Here is a 25028-nt window from a genome sequence, read left to right on the forward strand (position 1 = left end):
ATCACGTGGACTCTCTCGTCACTACGGCCACCACCGAGGATGTGCGAGCACTCGGCGCCCGAATCGCCGTCCTCCCAGTCGGAAGCTTCGAGCAACACGGCGACTTCCTGCCGCTGACGACGGACACCCTCATCGCGTCGGCCATCGCGCGCCGCATCGCCGACGACTATGACCTTCTCCTGCTCCCGCCGATCACGTTCTCCTGCTCCCACGAGCACGCCGCCTACCCCGGCACGGTGAGTATCAGCGCCCGCACCCTCATTGCCCTGATCGACGACATTGCAACGTCCCTAAGCGCCTCTCGGGTAGACCGGCTAGTCATCGCGAACGGACACGGCGGCAACTACGTGCTCTCCAACATCGTTCAGGAAGCGAACATCGGCGGGCCGCGGATGGCCCTGTTCCCCGGCAAGGCCGACTGGACTCGGGCCCGTGAAGCCGCAGGTCTGGAGACCAACCATTCGGAAGACATGCACGCTGGAGAACTTGAGGTCTCCGTTCTCCTGCACGCCGCACCCGAACAGGTTAGAGAGGTCTATAAAACCGGCGACCACTCGGCGGGCGAGCGCCCACACCTACTCGTGGCAGGGATGCCCGCCTACACGCCGACTGGCGTAATCGGTCGACCTTCACTCGCTACTGCCACCAAGGGACGCTCCCTACTAACCAATCTCAGCAATGCATTCAAATCTCATCTTGACCTACTTAAGTAATCACATTCTTTACACGGATCAGCGGTGGCCACACCGCCGCAAACCAAAGATCCGAGCTATTCAGGCACGCAAAGAGATCATGCAAGGACACGGGGGCAGCGTGCTCAACACGCAGAATATCAACGAGATTCAATCCAAAGAAGATGGCGTTAATACTTTGTGCGCCGCACACGTCGCACATTCACGCTCACAGAAGGCCCAGGCCGCCCAAGGCGGAGTAGCCGCATTCCTTGCTCTCGGATCCCTCGCTTCCGCGGCAGCCCATTCACTAGCGCCATGGCTTGCCATTGCGAGCTTTACCTGGATCGGAATCGTTGAACTTTGGCTGTCGCGATATAGTAAAAAATGGACCAATCTCGCGACGCGCATGCAGGAGCGATTCGACCGAGATCTTTTTCAACTTCCATGGACAGCAGATCTCGGAAACCGCCCGACAGACGGCGAGGTTGCGCGGCTATCGAGTCTATTTAAAGGTGACCGTCAAAGCAAAGTTGACTGGTATGTGAATGTGCGAGACCTTCCACTACCGTACGCGATCCTAATCTGCCAGCGAGAAAACTTGGTCTGGGATGAATTGAACCGAAGTCGCTGGGCATCAATGCTTTGGCGGTTGACGCTTGCTTGGTGTGCGGGAGGGGTAGCGGTAGCTCTCGCGGAAAACTGGACTACCTTTCACCTTCTCGCCCGGTGGTTCGCGCCATCGACTGCAGCTTTGTGGCTTTGCATCCGAAGCGCGTACAAGCACAACGATATCGCCTCGACAAAACAACGCTTGGCACTATCGGTAAGCGACAAAATCAGCGAACAGTTTCCAGATCCGCCAAGCCCCGAGCAAAGCAGAGTCCTGATGACGTACTGCGAAACAGTCCAGCGCCGAATATTCTCACTGAGAGATCACCCTGAGCGGGTACCGCAAAAGATCTACTGGAAGTCGAGAAGTCAGGATGAAACTGCTGCCCGAGCAGACTCCGAACAACTTAGAACACGTCTACTCGATCTATAGCCGGCAGCAAGAGAAGTCAAATTATCCTGTATAGGTTGGGAAGTCGGGCCCAAGCATGATCTTCCAGGTTGAAAAAGCTGTAGCATTCCTTCCATCTCGTGCGGCGTCGAGCGCACGTCGCGCCCGGGTCGCAGCTAGTTCCACCTTGGAAATCGCAATCCCACGGTAGGTCTCAGTGCTGCACGGATGTATGCGTCCGAGCGCAGCACCGGCGGGATCATTCATTGCCGCCAACCTGCAGCTTGCAAGGTATTCTAGGCAAGTTACAAGATCCCAATAGTTCAACAGCGGCTTGTGGTCATCGGCCCATTTTGCTGCACGCATCTCTAGATAGAAACTGCTAATCGGCACATTATTGTAGTATTTCCACGCCTTCAGGAGGCGCGCAAAGCTTTTCGCCCCATCGACTCTCGCATTTACCTCGTTTACATACTCGAGATGATTGCTGGGGCTCGATTTCATCCAGCCACCAGTCGAAGGGTCAGGAATATCAAAAGCATCGTAACCGTTAATCACTGAGCTGTAGTAAGCCGGGACAATCTCCATCTTTCCGCCGTCGTCAGAGAATGTGATTTTTACGGCCGGACGACTCACTCTGACAGAGCTTCTCGGGAAAGATACTTTGAGTGAATTACGCACGATCTCCAAGGCGCGATCCGCGGATGGTCTAGGCAGCTTCAGCCACAGAAAGTAGTCGCCGTCGCAGTGGCCTCTGACTGCCGTTCCATGCCGAAGTGATCCCGTCTCTCTCATGGAAACAGCATCCAGCCGGGAAAGAAGGCATCTCTCGACGGAGCCTCTGTGGCGCCGTGCATTATCCCGTTCAGTCTGGCTCGGCGTCTTCGCCGCAAGGTAGATGGAAAATGCGGCGTCAGGAGTAGTGGGCATGCGTCGTCAAATCCGATCGAGAGCGCGATTGATAGCAGCCTCGGGAAATCGCAAAAAGTTGCGCCCCCAAGAACACGAACAATTTTAGGTCGCGCTTGCCGATTTTCACCCGATATTTCACGCCGACGGCATTATCAGGACTATCGCAAGCCAGATTGCGACCTGGTTAGTGACCGGAGCCCACAAAGTTGGGCTCCGGTATCCAGAGAGCGAGCATGGAATTTATCCTCTGCGCTCGTATTCTCCGTCGGTCCAAGGCCCTAAGCCGGACGAGGTGTCAGAGGTCGCCCGCATCCCTCGGTCGGCCTCCGCCCTTCGGACGGTACTGGCCTGACGTAAGAGCTGGAATTCCCCGACCTAGCTGTCTTCACCAACGCAGTCACCTCCTGTCCGAGCCCTGGGCACCGAACCGATGGAGGCGATCAGCCACGCTGGGCAGACCTCTTCCTGTAAAGTCTCGTAGGCATCGCCAAATGCAGACGGGACCCCGGTGGGCGCCAACCTCGGCGCTCCGCCGGGGTCTTGTCACGCTCTGGACACAGAGTACACGACGAAGCAGCAGAGTCACACGGCTGTAGTTTGTCCACAGCTTGTGCCTCGTAATCCACAGAGGCCCCACAAGTTGTGGTCCGCTTATCCACAGGCACTCCAGCCTATGATCATCGACTCGCGAAATCGTTACAGCGAGTTACCGAATGATCATCATGTGTCGAGGCGCCGGAATCTCGGTGGCCGAGCATGGAGCCGGCGGCCCTGCAGACGTCAAGTACCCATTCCCGGGCCGGGCGCCGGATGATCTGACGGGGTACCGACCGCGTCAAGGGCGCCCTCCGGGCGGTCCTACGGACTGGCTACGCCACCCTTGACCCGACCGGTGCCCCGCGCAGACGAAGGCGCTGACCGGGAAAGGGAGGAAGAAACGGGAGGCACCGCCAAGGCCAGCGCGGCGACGGCCCGGACGATCTGAGCATTTCGAGGCTGCCGCGTGCCGGAAGCGTCAGCGACCTGAACTGATCAAGCGGTCAGCCGAGGCAGCATCACCCGAGGCGACGGGACGGTCCGCACGCGCCCCGCGGATGCCGAGCCAGCCGACGACGGAGCCGATGGCGAGCGAAGCGACGGTCAGGACCAGGTGGACCGTGAAGAAGCCGGTCGGGCCGTCATCCCAGGAACGATCATCCTTCCACACGTTCCGAAGGAAATTTGGCCAGATGGCCCACGTCCAGACGCCGACAGCGATCAAGAACCAGGACGCACGCTTCGAGAGGGTCACCCCTCCAGCTTCGCACCCAGCCGACCGGACGAGCCGACCGAGACCCGTCACACAGCGTGGAGCTGGACACACCCGGCGGAGCCAGTACCTAGGTCATAGGTGAATGTTCTACAAGTTCGGCCAGATCGCCCACGTCCACACACCCACCGCGATCAGGAACCAGGACGCACGCTTCGACAGAGTCACCCCACCAGCCTCGCACCGGCCGCTAGCCATGGTCTCCGTGTGGGGCGCGAGTTCGGACACGTTGTCCACCATGATCTACTGCGTGTCGCCGGGCACCTCGACGGCGGTGTCGAACAGTGGATCCGCAGCCGAAACCGAGTGCGCGTGAGGCTGGACCTGTCCGCACTCGCTGGCCGCGTTCAGCGGCGAAGGGCGGTTTCCCGCTCGATGCGCGACAGCTTCTCGGGGTTGCGGACGGCATAGAGCCCGGTGATGAGGCCGTCGTCGATGCGTACCGCCACGACGCTGTCGATCTCGCCGTCGAGCCGGAGGATCAGCGCCGGGTAGCCGTTGACCTGTACCTGCTGCAGCGACATAACAGCGTCGATCCTGCCCAGCCCGGCGGCTAGCAGCCGGGCTACCTTGCCCGCTCCGACGACCGGGCGCAACACGGCCTGTTTGACCCCGCCGCCGTCACCCAGCAGGACGATGTCCGGGGCGAGGATGTCCAGCAGGTTCTGCAGATCGCCGGTCTCGACCGCCCGCTGGAACGCGTCGAGCGCGCCTCGGGTCTCGGCTGCGGAGACGACCGCACAAGGACGGCGCGCGGCGACATGCGCCCGCGCCCGGTGAGCGATCTGGCGGACCGTGGCCGGGCTCTTGTCGACGGCTGCCGCGATCTCGTCGTACCCGAAGTCGAATACCTCGCGCAGCACAAACACGGCCCGCTCGGTCGGCCGAAGCGTTTCCAGCACCAGCAGCATCGCCATGGAGACGCTGTCGGCCAACGCGACGTCCTCGGCCACGTCGGGCGCGGTCAGCAATGGCTCTGGCAGCCAGGGGCCGACGTAGGACTCCCTGCGCCGGCCAAGCGTGCGCAGTCGATTCAGCGCCTGACGAGTGGTGATCTGCACCAGGTACGCCCGCTGGTCCCGCACGGTGGCGAGATCGACGCCTGCCCAGCGCAGCCAGCTCTCCTGGAGGATGTCCTCCGCGTCCACGGCCGAGCCGAGCATCTCGTAGGCGACCGTGAACAGCAGGTTGCGGTGGGCGAGGAACACCCCGGTAGCGGGGTCTGGACAGGCGTCCTCCTTCATGGGCCTCACAGCGGCGGGCGTCATCGGCGAAGTACCGGCCATGGATAACTCCTATTCACGCGCGGCTGGACCATCCATGAGACGCCAGACCCCGCCGGTTTGTGACACCCAGGCAGCCCTTCCGCCGTCGGCTGCCCCGTCACGCGACGACGGGACGGCAGCGTGGACAGCGGGGCCGGATATCGCCGATGGACGTCCGACTGGGCCGGTCGCGACCGCGGCCGATGGCGGCTGATCCGCCAATCGCGAGCCGACGGTCGGAGTGATATGTGGTCCAGGTCATAAGGCCACGTCGTCACGGGGGCTGGGGTCGCTGGCATCTGGTGTTCGTCCAGTGCGGCAGCACGCAACACCACGAGTGAGGACGACATCATGGACGCCCGATTCAACATGTTCGGCAACGAGCTCGCCACCAGGTTCGGCAAGCGGTTCGCGAGCGCCAGCCTGGTGATCCACCAGTCGTCGCTGCCAAAGCCCACCCAGGAGCTGGTGTCGCTGCGGGCCAGCCAGATCAACGGCTGCGGCTTCTGCGTCGACATGCACACCAAGGAGGCCGCGGCTGCCGGTGAGACCTCCACCCGACTCAACCTGGTCGCCGCCTGGCGCGAGGCAGACGTATTCACCGAGGCCGAGCGAGCCGCGCTGGCACTCGCCGAAGAGGGAACCCGGCTCGCCGACGCCCACCTCGGCGTATCCGACGAGACCTGGGCCCAGATCCGCAAGCACTACGACGACGACCAGATCGCGGCCCTCGTCTGCCTCCTCGGCCTGATCAACGCGGCCAACCGGATGAACGTGATCGTGCGCAACCCAGCGGGTGGCTACGAACCCGGCATGGCCGCCAGCTTCGCGAGCTGACCGGGGGTGCCCCGGCCGGGGTTCATCCCCCGGCCGGGCCGCCGCGCCCAGTGGCTACGACACCCGACCAGTACCTAGGTCATAGGGAATGTTCTACAAATTCGGCCAGATCGCCCACGTCCACACACCCACCGCGATCAGAAACCAGGACGCACGCTTCGACAGAGTCACCCGTCCAGCTTGCACCCGGAACCACGCGCAGCTCAGGTGAGCAACGTCCTAAGCTCCTCCGCCTCGATGCCCGCCTGACGCAGAACAGAGGCGAGGGTTCCTGTCGCCAGCTCCCGGTGAAGCGGGACGATCACGACCCGGGCGTTCTCCTTGTGCCGCAGCTTGCAGTGCGAGCCACGCGTGGCGACCTCCTCGAAGTCGGCACGCCCCAGAGCCTTCACCACCTTCGCCCCGGAGACCCGAGGCAGCGCGGGTGTCACGCCGAGAGGCGGATGTCCAGCGGAGCGACGATGGGACCGTCCGCGGTGGTGACGGGGAACGGCTGGTCCTCGAAGTACAGCTCCAGCGCCTCGCGAAGATTCGCCAGCGACTCCTCGACGCTGGTTCCCTGGCTGGTCACTTCGACCTCCAGAGCCCGCGCCACGTACCAGTCGCCCTCGTGCGTGACGACAGCCGTCAGCCGCGCCGCTCGCTCCATGGAGATCAGCCTAGCCGTCCCTGCCACACCTGGCGAAGCGCTCACCGCCACCTCCTCGACATGATCAACCAGTCCCCTGTCGACCATACGAGCAGAAACGATCTCCAATGGCCCGAGTACACACGAGAGACACAAGGCCACCCCCGACTCGCTGGAGTACCTAGGTCATAAGTGAATGTTCTACAAATTCGGCCAGATCGTTCACATTCACGGTTAGCCGCGATCAGGAACCAGGCTGACGCGCTTCCAGCGTGTCCACAGAAATCGACTTGATCCTCTCGCTGTGTCAGGTTCTACCGTCGCACGCATGCACCCGCCTGCCGAGACATGGACAATCGGGCAACTCGCGAGCTCCGTCGGAGTCAGCGTGCGTTCGCTGCGCCACTACGACGCCATCGGGCTCGTGCGTGCCACGCGCACGGCGAGCGGTCACCGCCGTTACCGGCCGAGCGACGCGGTCCGCGTCCGGCATGTCCTCGCGCTCCAGATGGTCGGCCTCTCGCTCGCCGAAGTCGGCGAGGTCATCGACGGCGACGACGCCCTGCTGGCCGCCCTGATCCGCGTCCGACGTCGCGAACTCGACGACCGGATTGCCGATCTCGAGCTGGCTCGCCGCCGGATCAGAACAGCCGAACACGCTGACAACGACAGCGTTCTCACCGCACTGGAGGAGATCATGACTGGTTCCACCTTCACGCCGGAGCAGCTCCAGCGACTCAAGGCTCGCCACTCGAGCACCGCGTTGGCGGACTGGACGGGACGGGCGCGTGAACTGGACACCACGGTCCGCACGCTGGTCGAGACAGGTGCCGCCCTGACGAGCGATGAGGCGAAGGATGCTGTCCGGCAGTGGCACCGGCTGCTTGGTGAGATGGCGGCGGGCGACCCGGACGTCCAGGCCGCGATCGTCGCCAAACTTGACCGTCGTGGCGCCGAGGCCGCCACGCATGGAGCGATCAGCGAACGGGCCTGGTCCTACCTCCGTCTGCTCCCAATGCCGTGACCGCCGCGCGTAACGCCCGAATCAGCCTCGACGGAGAACCTCTCGACCAGGCCACCGACCACCCTGTCCCAGGTGCCGCCGAGCGCCTTGTCCAGCGCGCGGATCTGGTCGGCGGCGCGCTTCACCTTCCTGTCCGCACGCATGCGGTCAAGGTGGCGGCTGGCCTCGGCCAGCAGCGGGTGCCCCGCCGCGAGCCCGAACGGGACGAACCGTTCGCCGTCCAGCTCGACGCGGCCGTCGAGGGCGAGCTCGGCGATCAGCGCGCCGCTCATCCCGACTGTCACCGCCGCGCGGGACGAGTTGACCGGCTTCCCCTTCTCCGGGTCCAGTGCGAGTAGCAGCAGTTCCTCCGCGAGCAGCACGCCGGCCTCCTCCCCGCCGAGACCGCGGACCACGCGACGCCGACAGCGGTCGGCCGATGGGCACGCGAGCCGCGCCGCGCGAGGTGTCTCGACGTGACATGTCTGTCCTGCCAGCTCCGGGCCTACCCAGCCGCCGGCGTTTCGATCGCGCACCGGGGAGCGGACACGGAGCGGACATGCTGGCGCAGCCCGGCGGAACCGCTACCGTAACCGTCCATGCTCGCCGTGTTCGGGTCGCCGGGTCGATATGTCCAGGGTCGGGATGCCACCGCCGCGCTCGGGCCGGAGATGGCCCGCCTCGGCCTGACCGGCCCGGCGGTCATCGTGACGAGCGGGGCCCCGCTGCGCCTGCTCGAGGACACCTGGCGGACGAGCCTGGACGGCGCGGGCATCCCCTACTCCGTGCACCTGTTCGGCGGCGAGTGCAGCGACCAGGAGATCGACCGGGTCGTCTCGGCGGCGCGTGACCCGGAGGCGACGGTGATCGTCGGTGCCGGTGGCGGGAAGGTGCTCGACACCGCCCGCGCGGCGGCCGCCGCGCTCGACCTGCCGGTGGTGACCTGCCCGACGACCGCGTCCAGCGACGCGCCGTGCAGCGCGTTGTCCGTCGTGTACTCCCAGGACGGGACGTTCGAGCGGTACCTGTTCTACCCGCGCAACCCGGATCTGGTCCTGGTCGACACCACCGCGGTCGCCGCGGCGCCGGCCCGCCTGCTGGTCGCCGGGATCGGCGACGCGCTCGCCACCTGGTACGAGGCCCGTACCGTCGGCGAGGCCCGGCGGGCCAACCAGCTCGACGGCGCGCAGACGGCGACGGCCGGCGCGCTGGCCGAGTTGTGCCGACGCATCCTGTTCGACGACGCGGCGGCGGCGATCCGCGCGGTGCGCGCCGGCGCGGTGACACCGGCCCTGGAGCGGGTCGTCGAGGCGAACACGCTGCTGTCGGGGCTGGGCTTCGAGTCGGGTGGGCTGGCCGTGGCGCACTCGGTGCACAACGGCCTGACCGTGGCCGCGGAGACCCACCGGTATCTGCACGGCGAGAAGGTCGCGTTCGGGCTGATCGTCCAGCTCGTGGTCGAGGGACGGCCGGAGGAGGAGCTGGCCGAGGTGCTCGCGTTCTGCGGCGGGGTGGGGCTGCCGCGCACACTCGCCCAGGTGGGGCTGGCGGATCCGCCGATCGAGCTGCTGCGCGGCATCGCCGTCCGGGCGCTCGCCGACGGGGAGACGGCCCACAACGAGCCCTTCGACCTCGACCCGCCGATGATCGTCGACGCGATCCTGGCAGCCGACGCCGCCGGTCGGGCCAGCCGCTGACCCGAGTGTCACCGCGGTGGCCGGCCCGCCGACGAGAGCCGTCACGTCCATGCGGCTGTAACGACGGCGCGGGCCGTCACCGCGTGGCGCGGGCCGTCGCGAGGTCGTGGACGAAGCTCAGCTTGTCCAGCACGGTGGACGTCAGGACGAACGGGTAGAGATCATCGAAGCCCATGCTGCGGTTGACCGCGTTGAGGGCGTAGGTGAGCGGGAGCCACTGGGCCGCGATCTCGTCGAAGCCGGCCGTGGCACGGCGGGCGGCGGGCGGCAGGGGCGCCGGGCGGGCGACGAAGCGTTCCAGGTCGACACCGAAGCGCCTCGGGTCCGGGCCGTCGGTGCGCAGGCCGTACTCGGCGGCGGTCTGCAGGGTGTCCATGATGTGCAGGTAGTGGGCGAAGGTCTCGGCCCAGTCCTCCCACGGGTGCATCGTGGCGTAGGCGCTGACGTACCGCTCGCTCCAGGCCCCCGGCGCCCCCTCCTTGTAGTGGCGTTCGAGGGATTCATCGTAGTCGGCGCGATCGTCGCCGAAGAGCTGGCGGAATCGTCCGGTCACGGCCGGTTCTGCCCCGACGAGCCTGGGCCAGTAGTAGTGGCCCGTCTCGTGCCGGAAGTGGCCGAGCAGCGTCCGGTACGGCTCGCCGAGGCGCGCGCGGATGCTCTCCCGGTGCGCGTCGTCGGATTCGGCGAGATCCAGGGTGATCACCCCGTCGCCGTGGCCCGTCACGACGTTCTCGTAGGTGCTGCTGAGTAGGTCGAACGCCAGCCCCCCGTGGGGGTCGTCGGCGTAGGAGACGACCGGCAGCCCGAGGTCGAGGAGCTGGAAGACCAGACGTCGCTTGGCCGCCTCCGCTCGCACGAACAGCTCGGCGGCGGACGTGTCCGCGTCGTTGGGGCGGGTGCGGGTGAGCCGGCAGGAGGCGCACAGTTGCCCGGGTGGCGGGCCGGCCGCGCCGGGGGCAAGCTCGACGAGCCAGTTGCAGCCGGTGAGTTCCATGTTGCCGCACCGCCGGTACCGTGGCTGCTGTGGCCCGGCCGGGACGGACCGGTCTCCTCCCGGGGTCCCGGCTCCGGGGGGCCCGGCGGGCGCGGTGATCTCGGCGGCGAGAGCCGCCGCCTCGTCGGCCACCGCTAGCCGCTCCCGGAACAGTCCGTCGCCGGCGTCGACGAGGGTGATCAGGCGTCGCGCGGATGGTGCCACTCCCAGCGCCGACCCGCAGCGCAGACACGTCGAGTTCTCGAAGAACACAAGCTGGCCACAGTAGGCACAACCGAAAGCCAGCATGAGTGATCCGTTTCGAGAGGAGTCCGCGCGGTCTGGTGATCCCGCCATCCACTACCCGACCCACGCGGTGGGAACCGCCCGCGGGGCCGGCTACCAGGCGAGATCACCGGCGGCACGACAGCATGTGACGGCGGCGCGACACAGGTCACGGACGACCCCATAGCGGAACAATCGCAAGGGGCGGCTATCCTTGACAACAACATTTGGATCCTCTACGGAGGCCGACCAGAGGAGGTGGCCGCTGTGAGTCCTGGCGGGTGCTCCAGTAACAGCCGCTTCCTGCTGGTGGACGCCGGCTGACGATCGGTCCGCGGCGGATGGTTCCGTCGGCGCGGCCGCCCCTCCTCATGGCGGCCGGCACGGCCAGTCAGTCCAGCCCGCGTCCATGACGCCCGGGGTCAGGTGATCTCCCGGGTTCCTTTCCGGCAGGTGCGGTCGATCAGCGACGTGTCGACCCGGGCCGCGATGGGATTTCTCCCGCGCAGCCTGCTCTGAAGTGCGTATCGGCTCCGTCCGTTCGCGACGGCCGAGCGCGGAGGGGACCTCCTATGAGCATCAACACCGCCAGCCGTCTCGCGGCACGCCGGGGAACCAGATCGGACCGGCTCGACATCCCGGTCGCCGGCCGATCTCCACTGATCGCGGGCCGGGTGGACCGCGAGACGATCAGCCGCGGCGCCGAGACCATCGCGCGCTTCCTCGGTACCGGCCGCTACCTGGCCATCCAGACCTGTGTGGTGATCGTCTGGATCGCGCTCAACATCGCATTGCCGCTCATGCGCTGGGATCCCTACCCGTTCATTCTGCTGAACCTGGCGTTCTCGACCCAGGCGGCCTACGCCGCCCCGCTGATCCTCCTCGCGCAGAACCGGCAGGACGACCGGGACCGCGCCTCGCTCGCGGAGGACCGGGCGGCGGCCATCCGGATGCGTGAGGACACCGAGTTCCTGACCCGCGAGGTGGCGGCGCTGCGCCTCGCCCAGAGCGACGCCGCCACACGGCAGTACGTGCGCGGTGAGCTGACGAACCAGCTCGAGTCACTGCGTGGTGACATCGAGGCGTTGCTCCGCATGGTGCTCCAGCCCACGGCACCGGCGGCGCACCCCCTCGCGGCCACCCCGAACGGGTCGGCGCAGCGCCCCGCGCGCGGCGGCGTGGCCTGGCCGTCCGTACCCGGTACGTCAACAGTCGCGACACTGACAGTGGACGAGCCCGCACACACGCACCCGACGGCGTCGGCGGATGCGCCGGCGGATCACGCGGGTCAGGACACCGCGACCGTCCCGGAGCCGGCTCTGGTCGTCGTCCCGGCACCGGGCGCGCTCTCCCCGGACGGGGCAGCCACACAGGGCCATCTTCTCGTCCCGGCGCGAAGTGGTTCGCGGGCCGGACGAAAGGTACCCATCCGACCGACGCGAGCACGAATCCGAGACACGTGACACGACAAACTCACCGGATGAAGATCGACCGGTAACGTTCGGTAGGTGCATGCCGGCCGGACGCGTCGACCCCGACCCGGCCCGCTCGAGCGCCGCACCGATGAGGACGCTCGGGAGGGTCTCACCCCGCCCGACCCGCACCACCCCGATCCGCGACGTACCGATCCGCCCGAGCGTTTCCGCCGGGTGGTGGGCGCCGCGGTGGGGCTGGCCTCGGCCCTGGTCCTCGTTCTGGGCACCGCACCACCGTCAGCTGCCATGGCCGGGGCCGATCCGCTGCCTGCCGGGAGGCCGCCCGCCCACCCGCTGACCGCCGGCACGCTCCCGGCCGGTGCCCTCGCCGTCGAGCCGCTCGCCGCGGCCTCGGCGGCGACCGGGGCGTCCGGGACGGCGTCCGCCGGTACGACATCGTCCACCGCGGACGAGGCCAGCCCGGCGAGCGCCGGCGGAACGGCGGCGGGCACGTCCGCCGGTACTACCAGCACAGCAGGCACAACTGGCACGGCGGGCGCCACCGGCCGGGCGGACACCACGGAGGCCACAGGCGCCACGGAGACCGCCGTGCCGCCGCCGGCCGGCATCACCGCCGAGGCGTGGCTCGTCGCGGACGCCGGCAGCGGCGCGATCCTCGCGGCGCACAACGCGCACCTCCCGGACCTGCCGGCGAGCACGATGAAGATGCTCACCGCGCTGACCGTGCTCCCCGGGCTCCCGCCAGACCGTGAGGTGACTATCAGCGACCAGGCCGCCCAGGTGGACGGCACCCGGGTCGGGCTCGTCCCCGGCGTCCGCTACACCGTGCGCGACCTCGCGACGGCGATGCTGATCGCGAGCGGCAACGACGCCACGGTCGCGCTGGTGGAGGCGGCCGGCGGCCGGAAGGCCGTACTGGACCGGATGAACCGGCTCGCGGCCTCGCTCGGCGCGTCGGAGACCGTCGCGGGCGATCCCACCGGCCTCGACGCCCCCGGTCAGCACACGACGGCCCACGACCTGGCGGTGATCGGGCGGGCAGCGCTCAACGACCCCATCGTGCGCGGCTACCTGACCATCCCGCGTGCATCGCTGCCGGGCCGCGGCGACGAACGCTTCGAGATCGCGAACCACAACACCCTCATCGGCAGTTACGAGGGCACCATCGGCATCAAGAACGGCTACACGGTCGCCGCCGGGGCGACGTTCGTCGGCGCGGCGACCAGGAACGACCGGACGCTCATCGTCTCGCTACTGCGCACGGCGCCGGCTTACGGGACGGACGCGCGGGCGCTGCTCGACTGGGGCTTCGCGCACGCGGCCGACGTCCGCCCGGTGGGTCGGCTCGCCGGGCCCTCCGACGTGACACCAGGCGACCCGACCACCGCCGGTGGGGCCGTGGCCCCCGGCGCCGCACCGGGTGGCACCGGCGAGCGCGCCGGGCGCTCCGACAGCCACGGCGCCGGACAGGACGGCGGCAGCCCACCCGGGCGGGCCACCACCGGCGACGCCGGAGGCGTGGGCGCCGTCACCTGGACGGCCCTCGCCGTCACGGTCGTCGTGACGGCCCTCACCGTGTTCGGGCGGGTCCGTCGCCGGCGCGGCGTGGCCGGGAGGGCCACCGGGCGCACCACCCGCTCCGGCAGCGGCAGCGCGGGCCGGTGGGATGCAGCGGGCCTCGGGCAGTCCGGCGGACGGCGCGGACGCTCCACGGCCCCAGGAGGAGTTCCGGGGAGAAGAGGCCACCGAAGAGGCACCGACAGGACGCGGCGGGACGGCGCGGCGGCGCGGGCCCGCCGGGAGCGGCAGAACGTCGTCGAGGAGTACCAGGCGACCCGCTCCGCCGCGTCGGCTCCCCGGCCGCGCGCCGGCGCCGACGGCCAGCGCCACCTCGTTGGTCTGCCCTCGCTGCACCCCGAACCGGGGCGGAGCCGGACCGACTCGTCCCGCACCGACACCCCACCGTTCGGCACGGCCCGCTCGCCCCGCCCCTGAGCCCGCTCAGTCCCCGAGCTCCCCCAGCCCTGAGGCCGCCTCGCTCTGAGGCCGCGTGGCCCCTGAGGCGTGGCGCGCCGGTCAGCGCCCGACCGGCGCCCGGTCCGCCGGGCGCTCCGCGCCGCGCCGCCAGGGCCATCGCGGTCGCCAGGAGCGGCCGTCCTCGCCGCCGTGGCCATCGTGATCGTCGTGGGTGCTCCGGTCGTCACGCCCGGATCGCGCGGACCGGACGGCCGGCGGCTCGACACGGGCAGCCGGCGGCTCGGGGGCAACGCGGTCCCCCTCCGGCCCGGGCCCGTCCGCCCCGGCAAGGTCGGGGCCCGCCGGGTCGGCCGGGGCGGTACCGGACGGGTGGACGTCCGACGCGTACGGTGCCGTCACCGCCCAGGCGGCGACGAACAGTATCCAGCGCATCACGATGTTGATCCAGATGAGCAGGCCGACCATGACCGCGAAGATGCCGTAGACCGGGTTGGACGTGGTCTGGCCGACCAGCCAGGTCCCGATCAGCTTGAGCAGCTCGATGCCCACCGCGCCCAGCGCGGCCGCGCGCAGCACCCGCTGCCGGTTGGTGCGCTCCGGCAACCGCCAGAAGATGTAGACGAACACGGCGGCGTCGATGGCGAGCGCGACCATGAGCGCGAGCAGCCCGGTGGCCCAGGCGGCGGCCGTGCTCCCCTCCAGCCCGACCCAGCGCAGGAACACCCCGGTCGCGGACGTCGCCAGGCTGGTGACGACGAGCGAGGCGAGCAGGGTCAGGCCGAGACCGGTGAGGATCGCGATGTCCCGCAGGCGCTGCACGATGAAGTTGCCGGTCTCCAGGCTCTGGTGCCAGACGAGCCGGATGCTGTCGCGCAGCGCCGAGACCCAGGCCAGCCCGGCCAGGAGGAGACCGGCGAGACCGATCAGACCGGCGCCGACCTTCGCATGGCCGATGGTCGAGACGTCCAGTTTGTCGGCCAGGCCGGGCAGATAGTCGTTGATCTGTTCGGTGAGCTTGGCCTGGGCGTCGGGATAGGCGTCCACGACGAACCCGGCGATCGAGAAGACCAGCGCCACGATCGGGAAGAAGGACAGGAAAGCGAAATATGTCGTGGACGCGGCGAGCCGGTCACCGCCGTCCGACGTATAGCGACCGTACGCGCGCACCGTGTGGTCGATGAACGGGCGACGGCGCCGCACCGCGCCCGCGGCGCCGCTCACCGTTCCCACGCCTGCCTTCACCGCTTCCCGTGGTCCTGTCACCTCGGTCTGCCACCCCCGCCCGCGAAGGGAAAATGACGCAACTGGCGCCAGGCGCAGTCATCGCCGCGTTCGTAGAGCCCGAAACCTGTCACCTCGAACTGCGCCCGATATTCGGCCAGCAACTCAAAGGCACGGTCCAGCGACTCCTCGTCGACATCGTGCGCGACCGTGACATGCGGGTGGTACGAGAAGCGCATGGGGCGGTCCAACGGACCAGACCGGACGGCCTTCTCCAGAAGTTCGCAGCAGGAGATTCCCATGGCGAGGGTCACGAACACCACCGCGGACAGCGGCCGGAAGGTGCCGGAACCACGCAGATGGATCACGAACGGCTCGGCGCCTCCGGCGACCTCCGTCAGGTGACGCTCGACGGCGGGGAGCTGGGAGGCGGGCACTTCGGTCGGGCCGAGCAGCGTGACATGCGGCACGATGAGGGCCGCATTCGGATCACCGAGCCGTTCCCGCCAGTCCTGGAGCTCGGTCCGGAAAGGTTCCGGAACACCGATCGCCACGCCTATGGACCGCACGGAGTCCTTCACGTCACGCGGATCCGGCCGGGCCACGGAAGGGCCGACCAGCGGTCGCGGGACGAGCTCTGCCGACCAACCATGGCGCCATCATGGCCCACGAGACCACGCTGTCTTCTCCGGACCAGGGTTGACATCGCTGCGCGACCGCACACCAACGGACGGCGACACCGGCGGGCCGGGCCACGGGGACCCGACGGCGGTCAGGACGTCCCGACCACCGCGAGCTCGGCCAGGACGTCCGCGGACAGAGCCGGCCAGGCCGCGCCCGCCCAGTCGCCGAAATCCCGATCGGTCAGTACTACGCACGCGACGTTCACCGCTGGGTCGACCCAGACGAAGGTTCCCGAGCGCCCGAAATGACCGAAAGTCGCAGGGCTGTTGGTGGCACCCGTCCAATGCGGGCTCTTGGTTCCGCGTATCTCGAACCCGAGGCCCCAGTCGTTCGGGTGCTGCGCGCCGAAACCCGGAAGCACCCCCGCAAGGCCCGGAAAGGCGACCGAGGTCGCCGCGGCGAACGTGGCCGCGGAGACCAGGCTCGGCGCCAGCAGTTCCGCGGCGAACGCGCCGACATCCGCCAGCGTCGCCGTCACCGCATGCGCCGGCGAACCTTCGAGGACGGCCGTCCCCATTCCCAGCGGCCGGAAAACGGCCTCCGCCAGGTAAACATCGAAGGGGATGTCCGTGACCCGCTCGAGATGACGCCCGAGCTCCTCGAAACCGGTGTTCGAGTAGATGCGGCGGGTGCCCGGGCGGGCCATCACCCGATCGCCCGAGAACGCGAGACCGGAGGCGTGCGCGAGCAGATGCGCCACCGTCGACGACTCCGGGCCGGCCGGCTCGTCCAGCGCCAGGGCACCCTCCTCGATCGCGATGAGCACCGCGTAGGCGCTCATCAGCTTGGAGACCGACGCGAGCCGGAACCGGACCGCCGGATCGCCTGCCACGCCGACCTGGGTGGCCACGGCACGGGGGCCACCGGCCCCAGGCGCACCACCGGCACCGCCCGTGCCCGGCGACCGCAGCACGACGGCCGCGGCCGTCCGCACGGGCCATGTGTCCAGCTGCCTGAGCGCATCCATGTCCGGCACTCTACGAACCGCCGGCCGACCGGTGCCGGGACGCCGGCTGCCACACTGGCTGGCGTGCCCATCCACGCACCCAGCCCCGTCCACGCCGCCGTTCCCGGCACCGGGAACGGGCCGCCGGTAGACCTGCTCGTGGTGGGCGGCGGCCCGGCGGGCAGCGCGGCTGCGCTGCGGGCGCTGCAGCTGCGGCCCGACGCCCGGGTCGTGATCGTCGACGCCGCGGACTTCCCCCGCGACAAGACCTGCGGGGACGGCATCGCACCGCACGGCGTGGACGTCCTGCGCGCACTGGGCATCACCGACGCGACCAGCGGGTACCGCCCGGTGGACCGGATGCGCCTGCGCACGCCTGGCGGTGCCGAGGTCGCCACGCCGTCCGAGCGGGCGACGCACGTGATCCCGCGGGAGGTCTTCGACGCCCGCCTCGTCGCCGCCGCGCGCGCCCGCGGCGCCGAGTTCCTCCGGCGGCGGGTGCGCTCGCTGGAGGTCACCGCCGACGGCGGGGGCGAGCCGGTGGTGACGGTGGACGGCGGCGTGCTGCGCGCACGGGTCGTCGTCGGCGCGGACGGCGCGAACTCGACCGTGCGCCGGGCGCTGGGCATCGCACCGAACCCGCCCGAGGGTCTGGCGATCGCCGTCCGTGCCTACGCGGACGCGCCCAAGGACGACCGCCCGCCCGAGCAGCTCATCGAGATGACGGACGAGGGCTGGCCGGCCTACGCCTGGTCGTTCCCGATCGGGGACGGCCGGGCCAACATCGGGTACGGCATGCTCCGCTCGCGGCTGCGCGCGGCGGGCACGACACCGAAGGCCGTCCTGCACGGGACGCTGGCCCGGCTGCTGCCGGACACCCCCGCCTACGAGGGCACCCTGCGCGCGCACCACCTGCCGCTGTCCACGCACCGCCCACGGCTGCCGGACGGCCCCGTGCTCCTCGCCGGGGACGCCGCGTCGCTGATCAATCCGTTGACCGGCGAGGGCATCTACTACGCGCTGCTGTCGGGATCGCTGGCCGGCCAGGCGGCGATCACCGATCCGGGCCCGGCCGCCGGGCGGGCCTACCGACGTGCCCTGGACGGCGAGCTGGGCAGGCACCTGCGGCACACGTCGCTGCTCGCCGGGCTCGCCGGCCGCCACCGCCCGCTGATGGACGCCGCGGTCCGCTCCGCCAGCCGCCGCACCGAGCTGTACGACAGCCTCGTCGAGATCGGGCTGGGTAAGGGAACGATCCCGGCCGGGTCACTGGCCCGGCTCGGGCTGCGGCGTGTGTTCACCGCGGCGCGCTGAGCCCACCCCGAACTCGCCCACGCTCGCCCCAACTCACCCGCCGGCCCACGCTCACCCCGCCGGCCCAGCGGGCCCACAGGCTCGGCGGTCCCGGAGGTTCCCGGGGTCCGAGCGCGTCCTGTGGGTGCGTGGGCCGGCGGAGCGAACGCTACCGGCTGGTCGGCTATCGGCTGGTCGCCGCCGCTACAGGCTGGCGACGTCCGCCTGCTTGGCGCGCACGGCCTCGGCGGCCGTCTTGAGCGCGGCGAGCTCGGAGCCGGTCAGGTCGATCTCGACAACCTTCTTCACGCCCCCGGCGCCGATCTGCGCGGGCACGCCGAGGTAGACGTCGGAGATGCCGAACTCGCCCTGCACCCAGGCACAGACCGGCATGACGGCGCCGGAGTCCTCGGCGACCGCCTTGACCATGCGGGCCGCCGCCGCGGACGGAGCGTAGTAGGCCGAACCGGTCTTGAGCAGCGCGACGACCTCCGCGCCGCCGTTGCGGGTCCGGTTGACCAGCTCCTCGATCTTGTCCGCCGGGAGGAGGTCGCTCAACGGCTTGCCGTCGACGGTGCACTGCGAGGGCACCGGGACCATCGTGTCGCCGTGCGAGCCCAGCGTCAGGGTCTTCACCGACGCGACCGGCACGTTCAGCGTCTCCGCGACGAAGTCGGTGAAGCGGGCGGTGTCGAGCATGCCCGCCTGGCCGAGCACCCGCGAGCGCGGGAAGCCCAGCACGTTCGCGGCGAGCGCGGTCATCTCGTCGAGCGGGTTGGAGACCACGACGACGACCGCGTCCGGCGACGTCTTCGCGATGCTCTCCGACACCTGACGGACGATCTTGGCATTGACCTCGATGAGGTCCATCCGGCTCATGCCCGGCTTGCGGGGCAGGCCGGCGGTGATGACGACCACGTCGGAACCGGCGGTGTCGGCGTAGTCGTTGGTCCCGACAACCTTGGTCTCGAAGCCCTCGATCGACCGGGACTGATTGAGGTCGAGCGCCTGGCCCTGCGGCTTGCCCTCGACGATGTCGATGATGACGACCGTGTCGAAGATGTTGTACTCAGCAAGTCGCTGCGCGGTCGTCGAGCCGTAGAAACCGGCCCCGACGACAGTGACTTTTCCGGGCATTGGACTGATCAGCTCCCCAGTATCGCGATGATCGCGTCGACGATCTCGGCGGTGCCCACGGCGGGGTCTTCAGGCGCCGGCGTTGTGGTCGCAGGTGACCGACGTGCCCTCCTGGCGATCTCTTCGGCGACGGGCTGGCCACCCCACAGGGGAGCATCGGTCAGCTCGGGCCCGGTGCCGCCGCCGAGGATCAGGGCTACGTGACGGTTCGCCATAGGCGCGCTTCGCCCCGCTCATCTGTGCACGGTTGTCCGATGACCAGCCGAGGCTATCGCGCGAGTCGGATCCAGGGCACGGGTCGGCGACGTGCGCCACGCCCGCTCGGGCCGGCCGCGCGCAGCCGCGCACGGCGTTCGCCGGCGGCGTCGTGCCAGACCGTGACCCCAACAGCCGCTTTCGGTGGACGGGTCGCGTCAGCCACCGCTGGACGGCACGGTGGAGGTGAGCACGATCACAGCCGTGCCCAGCACGACGAGGGTCACGGTGTCGAAGACCCGGCCCCGCACGGCGAGCATTCCCACCTGCCGGGTGGGAAGGCACAGCCGCAGTAGGGCGGCCACAAGAAGGACACCGCCCGCCGTGAGCAACCCCCGCCGCCAGTAGTCCTGTGAGACGAAGAGCAGGCCCAGCGCGACACCGCCGAGGATGCCACCGAAGACGACCCGGCCGAGGCGGCCGCCGGTCGCCGATCCCGCCGACCGGCGGCGGGACCGCCGGCCCGCGCCACCACCGGCTCCCGGCTCGGGGACGGGCCGACCTTCGGCACCCGCGGGATCAGCGGAACTGGCGAGCTGACGTTCAGTGAGCGGATCGCCGGCACGTGAGTGGTCGAGGCGATGGTCCGCGACGCCAGGGCCGTCGGTGTGGTGCGGCTGCGCCCATGGGCCCGCCGGCGGGCCCTCTCCCGGCGGCGGCCAGCCCTGCGAGGGCTCCCGCCGCTGCCGCCGGTCCGAGCCCCGGTCCGCGCCGCCGTCCGCCGGACGTCCCCAGCCCGGCCCTTCACGGCCCGGTCGCTCGCCGGCCTGGCGGCCGTGCCCTGGCCTGCCATGGTCCGGTCGCCCACGCTCCGGCCATCCGTGATCCGGGCGCTCGTGGTCCAGGCGCTCGTGGTCCGGGCGGCCGCGCCGCGGGGCCGCGGGCTCCGGGCGCCACGCCTGCGGTGGCCACGCGGGCGGGGGCCACTGCCCGGTGTCCCGCTCGGAGCCGGGGTCGGCCGCCTCCTCGGAGCGCCACCGCCCGGAGTCCGGTTCGGACGGTTCCCCGGCCTGGATCTCGGAAGGCCACTCGGAGTGCCGTCCCTCGACCCGCCGGGCGCCACCGGCGCGCGCGCCACGCTCCCGATCAGGCCGACCCCACGCACCCGGGACCGTCTCGGTCACCTGCTCTCCGCCTCCTCAGGCCCGCCCCCGCGCGCGTATCCCCCGCGCGCGGGCTACTGAGGCCACACAGTAGGCGCCGGCCGTCACCCGGCGGGCAGCCGCCCGCCGCCCAGGCCGGCCTGGACCGCCGGTCCACGGGGTCGCGCGCGGCCCGCGGGCACCGCCGCGCTCATCCCGCACGGAGCCGGGACGACCGGGGACATCGTGGCCGGTGAAGGGCCACATCGCCTGGTGGTGTTATCAGGCTCGCCACCGGGGATTGATCGAGGAGTTCTGGACAACCGGCCGGAGCTGCGCAGCCGCGTGCTCCGGCGTTGGAAGGGGGAGGTACCCGACAGTGGACGGGCCGAGTCTGCGGATCGAACGGACAGGTGAGGTCGTCGAGCTGACCGAGGATGTGACCACCGTGGGTCGCGGGCCGGGCGTGCACGTCTCGCTCCCGGACGCCAGCGTCTCCCGGCTGCATGCCGAGATCGTCCGTCGCGGGCCGTACGTGTACGTGGCCGATCTCGGGCTGTCGCGCAACGGCACCCGGGTGAACGGGCGCCTCGTCGGCCGCAAGGTGCTCGCGGACGGCGACGTCGTCCGGTTCGGGGCGGCGGGGGTGCGGGTCCTGGACGAGCGGCCCGCCCTGGTGGCGGAGGAGCCTGCCCGCCTCGCGGACCAGACGCTGTCGCCGAACGGAAACGGCGTCCGGGGCGAGGAGCCACCGGGCCTCACCGGCCTGGAGGGCCTGGCCGGCACCACCGCCGGGATGCGCATCCCCGACCCGCCCGACCTGACGCGCCGCGAGTGGGACGTGCTGCGCGCCCTGTGCCGGCCGCTGACCGAGCCGGGGGTCTTCGTGATGCCCCGCTCGGCGCGGGAGATCGCCCGGGACCTCGTCGTCACCGAGGGGGCGGTCAAACAGCACCTGCTCCGCCTGTACCGCAAGTTCGGGATCGCGCCCGGACCGAACCGCCGCGGGCGCCTCGCCAACGAGGCTGTCCGGCTCGGTGTGGTGCGGCCGATGGACGATGCGATGGCTCCACCGGGCTGACCCGTTCGAGGCACCCCGCGATCGAGCCGGACACCTGGGACACAACGGGATCACTCCGTCTCGAAATCGACCCGGCCGACCACGGAATCGGAGGATACCCCTCGCCACAAGGACTTCTCCTCCCGAACCCCGGACCGCCAACACTACGGACACATCCCGGAGCATCCACATTGGAGGGCATCGACACACTCCACCACCAACGGGATAGACCCCCCGAGTGCACACGTCGTGCGCGACTAGGGGAGACTGCCGCCGCGGTCCCCAAATGGTAGGGAGTTCGACGTGGCAGACGATTCGCCGCACAGCAAGAAGCTTCAGGAACTGATGTTCCGGGCGTGGGAGACCTTCGGCGACGCGCGTCATCTCGACAGCGACGACCGGGTCTTCGTGCAGGCGCTCGCGCGCCAGACCGCCGACCGGATCTCCGTCCTCTACGGAGCGAGCTGGCGAGAGGCGCTCGACTGGGTCGCGCAGCGGTACGTGCCGACCGCGGACCTCCCGGGCGGTACGACCCCGGTGTCGCCGAACGGCGCCGCCTCGAACGGCAGCCCGACCGTCAGCCGCCGCGGTACCGCCGCGGCGGAGGTCGGCTCCACCTCCTGACCGGGGTGGGCAGCGCAACCTGATCACCCCGCGGGGACCGATGTCGATCCCCGCGGGGTGACGGCGCCGGTGCGCCGGGCGTCAGCGCCGACGCTCCCGTGCGACGTGCTGGCGGACCACGCCCGGTGGGCGGCGCTCAGTGGGCGAAGTGCCGGACACCGGTGAAGTACAGCGCGACACCGGACTCCCGCGCGGCCGCGATCACGAGATCGTCGCGCACCGAGCCACCCGGCTCGACAACCGCCCGCACCCCCGCGTCGGCGAGGACCTGGAAGCCGTCGGGGAACGGGAAGAACGCGTCGCTGGCGGCCACCGAGCCCTTCGCCCGGTCGCCGGCGCGGGTCACGGCGAGACGCGCCGCGTCCACCCGGTTGACCTGCCCCATGCCGACCCCGACGGTCGCGTTGTCCGCGGCGAGCAGGATCGCGTTCGACTTCACCGAGCGAACCGCGCGCCAGGCGAAGCCGAGGTCGGTGAGGGTGCTGTCGTCGACCGGGGCGCCGGCCTCGAGCGTCCAGCCCGACGGGTGGTCGCCGGGGGTGTCGAGCGCGTCCCGTGACTGCAGCAGCATCCCACCGCTGACCTGGCGCATCTCGACCCCGCGTGAGTGGGTCGGCGGCGCGCAGACGAGCAGGCGGATCGACGGCTTGCGGGCGAGGATCTCGACGGCCCCGGGCTCGTAGTCGGGCGCCACGACGACCTCGGTGAAGATCTCCGCGATCTGCTCGGCGAGCTCCGCACTCACCGGGCGGTTCACCGCGATCACGCCGCCGAACGCCGACACCGGGTCGCAGGCGTGGGCCTTGCGGTGCGCCTCGGCGACGGTGGCACCGACGGCGATGCCGCACGGGTTGGCATGCTTGATCACCGCGACGGCCGGGTCCGCGAAGTCGAACACCGACCGCCAGGCCGCGTCGGTGTCGGTGTAGTTGTTGTAGGACATCGGCTTGCCGTGGAGCTGGCGCGCGGACGCGAGCCCGGGGCTGCCGTCCTCGCCCACGTACAGCGCGGCGCGCTGGTGCGGGTTCTCGCCGTACCGCAGGACGCTGGACCGGTGCCACTGGGCCGCGAGGACGTCCGGCCAGCCGGTCTCGCGGGCGGTGTCGTCGGGGGCCAGCGCGCTGGCGAACCAGGAGGCGACCGCCGCGTCGTAGGACGCGGTGTGCGCGAAGGCGCGGGCCGCCAGCCGGCGCCGGGCGGGGAGGTCGTAGCCGGACCCGCGAACGGCCGCGGCCAGGTCGCCGTAGTCCTGCGGCGACACCACCACGGCGACCGAGGCGTGGTTCTTCGCCGCCGCCCGCAGCATGGCCGGCCCGCCGATGTCGATCTGCTCGATCGCCTCGTCCTCGGTCGCGCCCGAGGCGACGGTCTCGCGGAACGGGTAGAGGTTTACAACGAGCAGGTCGAACGGCTCGATGTCGAGCTCCGCCAGGACGGCGGCGTGCTCGGCGTTGCGCAGGTCCGCCAGCAGACCTGCGTGCACTCGCGGGTGCAGCGTCTTGACCCGGCCGCCGAGCACCTCCGGGAAGCCGGTGACCGTGCTGACCGGGGTGACCGCCACACCGTGGCGGGCCAGGACCTCGGCCGTCGAACCGGTGGAGACCACCTCGACCCCCGCCTCGACGAACGCGGCGGCGAGCTCCTCCAGACCGGCCTTGTCGTAGACGCTCACCAGGGCCCGGCGCAACCTCCGGTGGCCCGTCGCCACCAGCTCCGCCGAGCCCTCGGCCGGCCGGCCGCCGGCCGGGGCCGCGCCTGCCCCACCTGCCACACCCGCGACCCCGCTCGTGTCACCAGGCCCCGCGCCCGTGCTCGACTCCCCCGCCATGACCCCTCCTGAACCTTCCACGATGCCTCCGTCGGCATGATGTTTCTCTGCGTGGACCCCACCGGAATGGCTCCCGCCGGCAGGGCCGGCGAGCGCCGGCCCACCGCCCGCGCGGGCGGGTTCCACCTGATCACGGCCGGCGCTCGGGCCGGCAGCGAGCACCGGGCCGATCGCCGCCTCCCCCGTTCCTGTACTACCCGCGTGTGCGCCCGCCAGCGGGAGCTCCCGCCGGACGACACGACCGATGACGGCCACGAACAGCCGCCGTTCCACCGCCTGGATGCGTGCCCGCAGCGCGTCCTCGTCATCCGTGGGCTCGACCGGGACGGCCGCCTGGTCGATCACCGGACCGGTGTCGACGCCTTCGTCGACCCAGTGCACGGTCACCCCGCTGACCCGGACGCCGGCGGCGAGCGCGTCGCGCACGGCGTGGGCGCCCGGGAAGGCCGGGAGCAGCGAGGGATGGGTGTTCACCGTGGGGAACCGGCCGATCACCTGGCTGCCGAGAACCTTCATGTACCCGGCGAGGACGAGCAGGTCCGGCGTGTGCTCGGCGATCCGCGCGGCGGTCGCGTCGTTGAAGGCGGCGCGATCGGCGCATTCCTCGAGCCGCACCGTGAACACCGGTACGCCGACCGCCTCCGCGCGCCGCTGCGCACCCGTGTCCGGCCGGTCGGTGCCGACCGCGACGACCCGCGCGCCGAAGGCCGGGTCCGCGCAGGCTTCGAGGACAGCCTGCAGGGTGGTGCCGGCCCCCGAGGCGAGGACGACTAGGCGAGCGGGCACAGGACCCTCCGTGGGTGGTCGGCCGGCCGGCACCGGACCGGTCGAGAACTCGGCCGCGCGCGGACACGACCCACGGCGGCAACTGTCCGAATGTACTGACCCGGTGGCTCACGACA

General features: G+C 70.2%; 24 protein-coding genes. 10 read left to right on the forward strand and 14 right to left on the reverse strand.

All coding sequences use genetic code 11. The features are described from left to right. Positions 1-5: 5 nt before the first annotated feature. Positions 6-713, forward strand: coding sequence for a creatininase family protein (locus MXD62_RS03395; RefSeq protein ID WP_248827955.1), 708 nt, complete (start codon positions 6-8; stop codon positions 711-713). A 79-nt stretch (positions 714-792) separates the two neighbouring features. Continuing rightward, entirely contained in the window at positions 793-1716 is a 924-nt protein-coding gene (locus MXD62_RS40030; protein WP_368862308.1) for an S-4TM family putative pore-forming effector, read from the forward strand. 21 nt (positions 1717-1737) lie between these two features. Here MXD62_RS40030 and MXD62_RS03400 read toward each other — a convergent pair whose 3' ends face one another. The 3 genes from MXD62_RS03400 to MXD62_RS03410 all read right to left on the reverse strand — a co-directional run bounded on the left by MXD62_RS03400 (position 1738) and on the right by MXD62_RS03410 (position 5181). After that, positions 1738-2604, reverse strand: a complete 867-nt coding sequence (locus tag MXD62_RS03400) for a nucleotidyltransferase (protein WP_248827956.1) — start codon at positions 2602-2604, stop codon at positions 1738-1740. A 997-nt stretch (positions 2605-3601) separates the two neighbouring features. After that, the gene (locus MXD62_RS03405; RefSeq protein ID WP_248827957.1) at positions 3602-3877 is read right to left on the reverse strand and encodes an SCO4848 family membrane protein; all 276 of its coding nucleotides are present in this window, start codon (positions 3875-3877) and stop codon (positions 3602-3604) included. Between the two features lie 365 nt (positions 3878-4242). After that, positions 4243-5181, reverse strand: coding sequence for an RNA polymerase sigma-70 factor (locus MXD62_RS03410; RefSeq protein ID WP_368862304.1), 939 nt, complete (start codon positions 5179-5181; stop codon positions 4243-4245). A gap of 330 nt (positions 5182-5511) precedes the next feature. On the opposite strand from MXD62_RS03410, the gene MXD62_RS03415 reads away from it, so the two are divergent. Then, positions 5512-5997, forward strand: a complete 486-nt coding sequence (locus MXD62_RS03415; protein WP_018501429.1) for a carboxymuconolactone decarboxylase family protein — start codon at positions 5512-5514, stop codon at positions 5995-5997. A 203-nt stretch (positions 5998-6200) separates the two neighbouring features. Here MXD62_RS03415 and MXD62_RS03420 read toward each other — a convergent pair whose 3' ends face one another. Both MXD62_RS03420 and MXD62_RS03425 read right to left on the reverse strand, forming a co-directional pair. Further along, a complete protein-coding gene (locus MXD62_RS03420) occupies positions 6201-6428 on the reverse strand; it encodes a type II toxin-antitoxin system HicA family toxin (RefSeq protein WP_248827959.1) in 228 nt (75 codons plus the stop codon). Beyond that, a complete protein-coding gene (locus tag MXD62_RS03425; RefSeq protein WP_248827960.1) occupies positions 6425-6646 on the reverse strand; it encodes a type II toxin-antitoxin system HicB family antitoxin in 222 nt (73 codons plus the stop codon). The genes MXD62_RS03420 and MXD62_RS03425 overlap by 4 nt, the downstream gene beginning before the upstream one ends. A gap of 307 nt (positions 6647-6953) precedes the next feature. On the opposite strand from MXD62_RS03425, the gene MXD62_RS03430 reads away from it, so the two are divergent. Next, positions 6954-7649, forward strand: coding sequence for a MerR family transcriptional regulator (locus MXD62_RS03430; protein ID WP_285223939.1), 696 nt, complete (start codon positions 6954-6956; stop codon positions 7647-7649). Here the strand turns inward: MXD62_RS03430 and MXD62_RS03435 are convergent. Further along, on the reverse strand, positions 7622-8011 hold the full coding sequence (locus tag MXD62_RS03435) for a GPP34 family phosphoprotein (RefSeq protein ID WP_248827962.1): 390 nt from the start codon (positions 8009-8011) through the stop codon (positions 7622-7624). The two genes, MXD62_RS03430 and MXD62_RS03435, sit on opposite strands and share 28 nt — an antisense overlap. A 216-nt stretch (positions 8012-8227) precedes the next feature. Between MXD62_RS03435 and MXD62_RS03440 the strand changes: the two genes are divergently transcribed. Next, complete coding sequence (locus MXD62_RS03440; RefSeq protein ID WP_020463405.1) at positions 8228-9325, forward strand: glycerol dehydrogenase; 1098 nt, start codon at positions 8228-8230, stop codon at positions 9323-9325. A gap of 76 nt (positions 9326-9401) precedes the next feature. On the opposite strand, the gene MXD62_RS03445 is transcribed toward MXD62_RS03440, so the two are convergent. After that, positions 9402-10607, reverse strand: coding sequence for a putative zinc-binding metallopeptidase (locus MXD62_RS03445; protein ID WP_248827963.1), 1206 nt, complete (start codon positions 10605-10607; stop codon positions 9402-9404). 548 nt (positions 10608-11155) lie between these two features. On the opposite strand from MXD62_RS03445, the gene MXD62_RS03450 reads away from it, so the two are divergent. Both MXD62_RS03450 and MXD62_RS03455 read left to right on the forward strand, forming a co-directional pair. Further along, a complete protein-coding gene (locus tag MXD62_RS03450) occupies positions 11156-12046 on the forward strand; it encodes a DUF1003 domain-containing protein (protein ID WP_248827964.1) in 891 nt (296 codons plus the stop codon). A gap of 45 nt (positions 12047-12091) precedes the next feature. Then, entirely contained in the window at positions 12092-14014 is a 1923-nt protein-coding gene (locus tag MXD62_RS03455) for a D-alanyl-D-alanine carboxypeptidase family protein (RefSeq protein WP_248827965.1), read from the forward strand. Positions 14015-14095: 81 nt separating this feature from the next. On the opposite strand, the gene MXD62_RS03460 is transcribed toward MXD62_RS03455, so the two are convergent. The 3 genes from MXD62_RS03460 to MXD62_RS03470 all read right to left on the reverse strand — a co-directional run bounded on the left by MXD62_RS03460 (position 14096) and on the right by MXD62_RS03470 (position 16868). Continuing rightward, positions 14096-15259 carry a YihY/virulence factor BrkB family protein gene (locus MXD62_RS03460; protein WP_248827966.1) on the reverse strand — a complete coding sequence of 388 codons (1164 nt, stop codon included), beginning with the start codon at positions 15257-15259 and terminating at the stop codon, positions 14096-14098. Then, positions 15256-15786 (reverse strand): 2'-5' RNA ligase family protein, encoded by a 531-nt coding sequence (locus MXD62_RS03465; RefSeq protein WP_248827967.1) that lies wholly within the window; start codon positions 15784-15786, stop codon positions 15256-15258. Before MXD62_RS03465 ends, MXD62_RS03460 begins: the two co-directional genes overlap by 4 nt. A 203-nt stretch (positions 15787-15989) precedes the next feature. Beyond that, a complete protein-coding gene (locus tag MXD62_RS03470) occupies positions 15990-16868 on the reverse strand; it encodes a serine hydrolase (RefSeq protein WP_248827994.1) in 879 nt (292 codons plus the stop codon). Between the two features lie 69 nt (positions 16869-16937). On the opposite strand from MXD62_RS03470, the gene MXD62_RS03475 reads away from it, so the two are divergent. Continuing rightward, on the forward strand, positions 16938-18161 hold the full coding sequence (locus MXD62_RS03475; protein ID WP_248827995.1) for an NAD(P)/FAD-dependent oxidoreductase: 1224 nt from the start codon (positions 16938-16940) through the stop codon (positions 18159-18161). A gap of 183 nt (positions 18162-18344) precedes the next feature. Here MXD62_RS03475 and mdh read toward each other — a convergent pair whose 3' ends face one another. From mdh to MXD62_RS39065, 3 genes are all read right to left on the reverse strand, one after another. Beyond that, on the reverse strand, positions 18345-19277 hold the full coding sequence (mdh, locus tag MXD62_RS03480) for a malate dehydrogenase (RefSeq protein ID WP_071066091.1): 933 nt from the start codon (positions 19275-19277) through the stop codon (positions 18345-18347). 8 nt (positions 19278-19285) lie between these two features. Next, positions 19286-19492, reverse strand: coding sequence for a hypothetical protein (locus tag MXD62_RS03485; RefSeq protein WP_071066092.1), 207 nt, complete (start codon positions 19490-19492; stop codon positions 19286-19288). Positions 19493-19690: 198 nt separating this feature from the next. Beyond that, a complete protein-coding gene (locus MXD62_RS39065; protein ID WP_248827968.1) occupies positions 19691-20656 on the reverse strand; it encodes a DUF3017 domain-containing protein in 966 nt (321 codons plus the stop codon). Positions 20657-20993: 337 nt separating this feature from the next. Between MXD62_RS39065 and MXD62_RS03495 the strand changes: the two genes are divergently transcribed. Both MXD62_RS03495 and MXD62_RS03500 read left to right on the forward strand, forming a co-directional pair. Continuing rightward, positions 20994-21695, forward strand: coding sequence for an FHA domain-containing protein (locus MXD62_RS03495; protein ID WP_248827969.1), 702 nt, complete (start codon positions 20994-20996; stop codon positions 21693-21695). Between the two features lie 282 nt (positions 21696-21977). After that, complete coding sequence (locus tag MXD62_RS03500) at positions 21978-22298, forward strand: hypothetical protein (RefSeq protein ID WP_018505057.1); 321 nt, start codon at positions 21978-21980, stop codon at positions 22296-22298. 136 nt (positions 22299-22434) lie between these two features. Here MXD62_RS03500 and purH read toward each other — a convergent pair whose 3' ends face one another. Further along, on the reverse strand, positions 22435-24912 hold the full coding sequence (purH, locus tag MXD62_RS03505) for a bifunctional phosphoribosylaminoimidazolecarboxamide formyltransferase/IMP cyclohydrolase (RefSeq protein ID WP_248827970.1): 2478 nt from the start codon (positions 24910-24912) through the stop codon (positions 22435-22437). Positions 24913-25028: the final 116 nt, after the last annotated feature.

This window comes from Frankia sp. Mgl5 (genome assembly GCF_023242985.1).
In the GTDB taxonomy this organism is placed as follows: domain Bacteria; phylum Actinomycetota; class Actinomycetes; order Frankiales; family Frankiaceae; genus Parafrankia; species Parafrankia soli.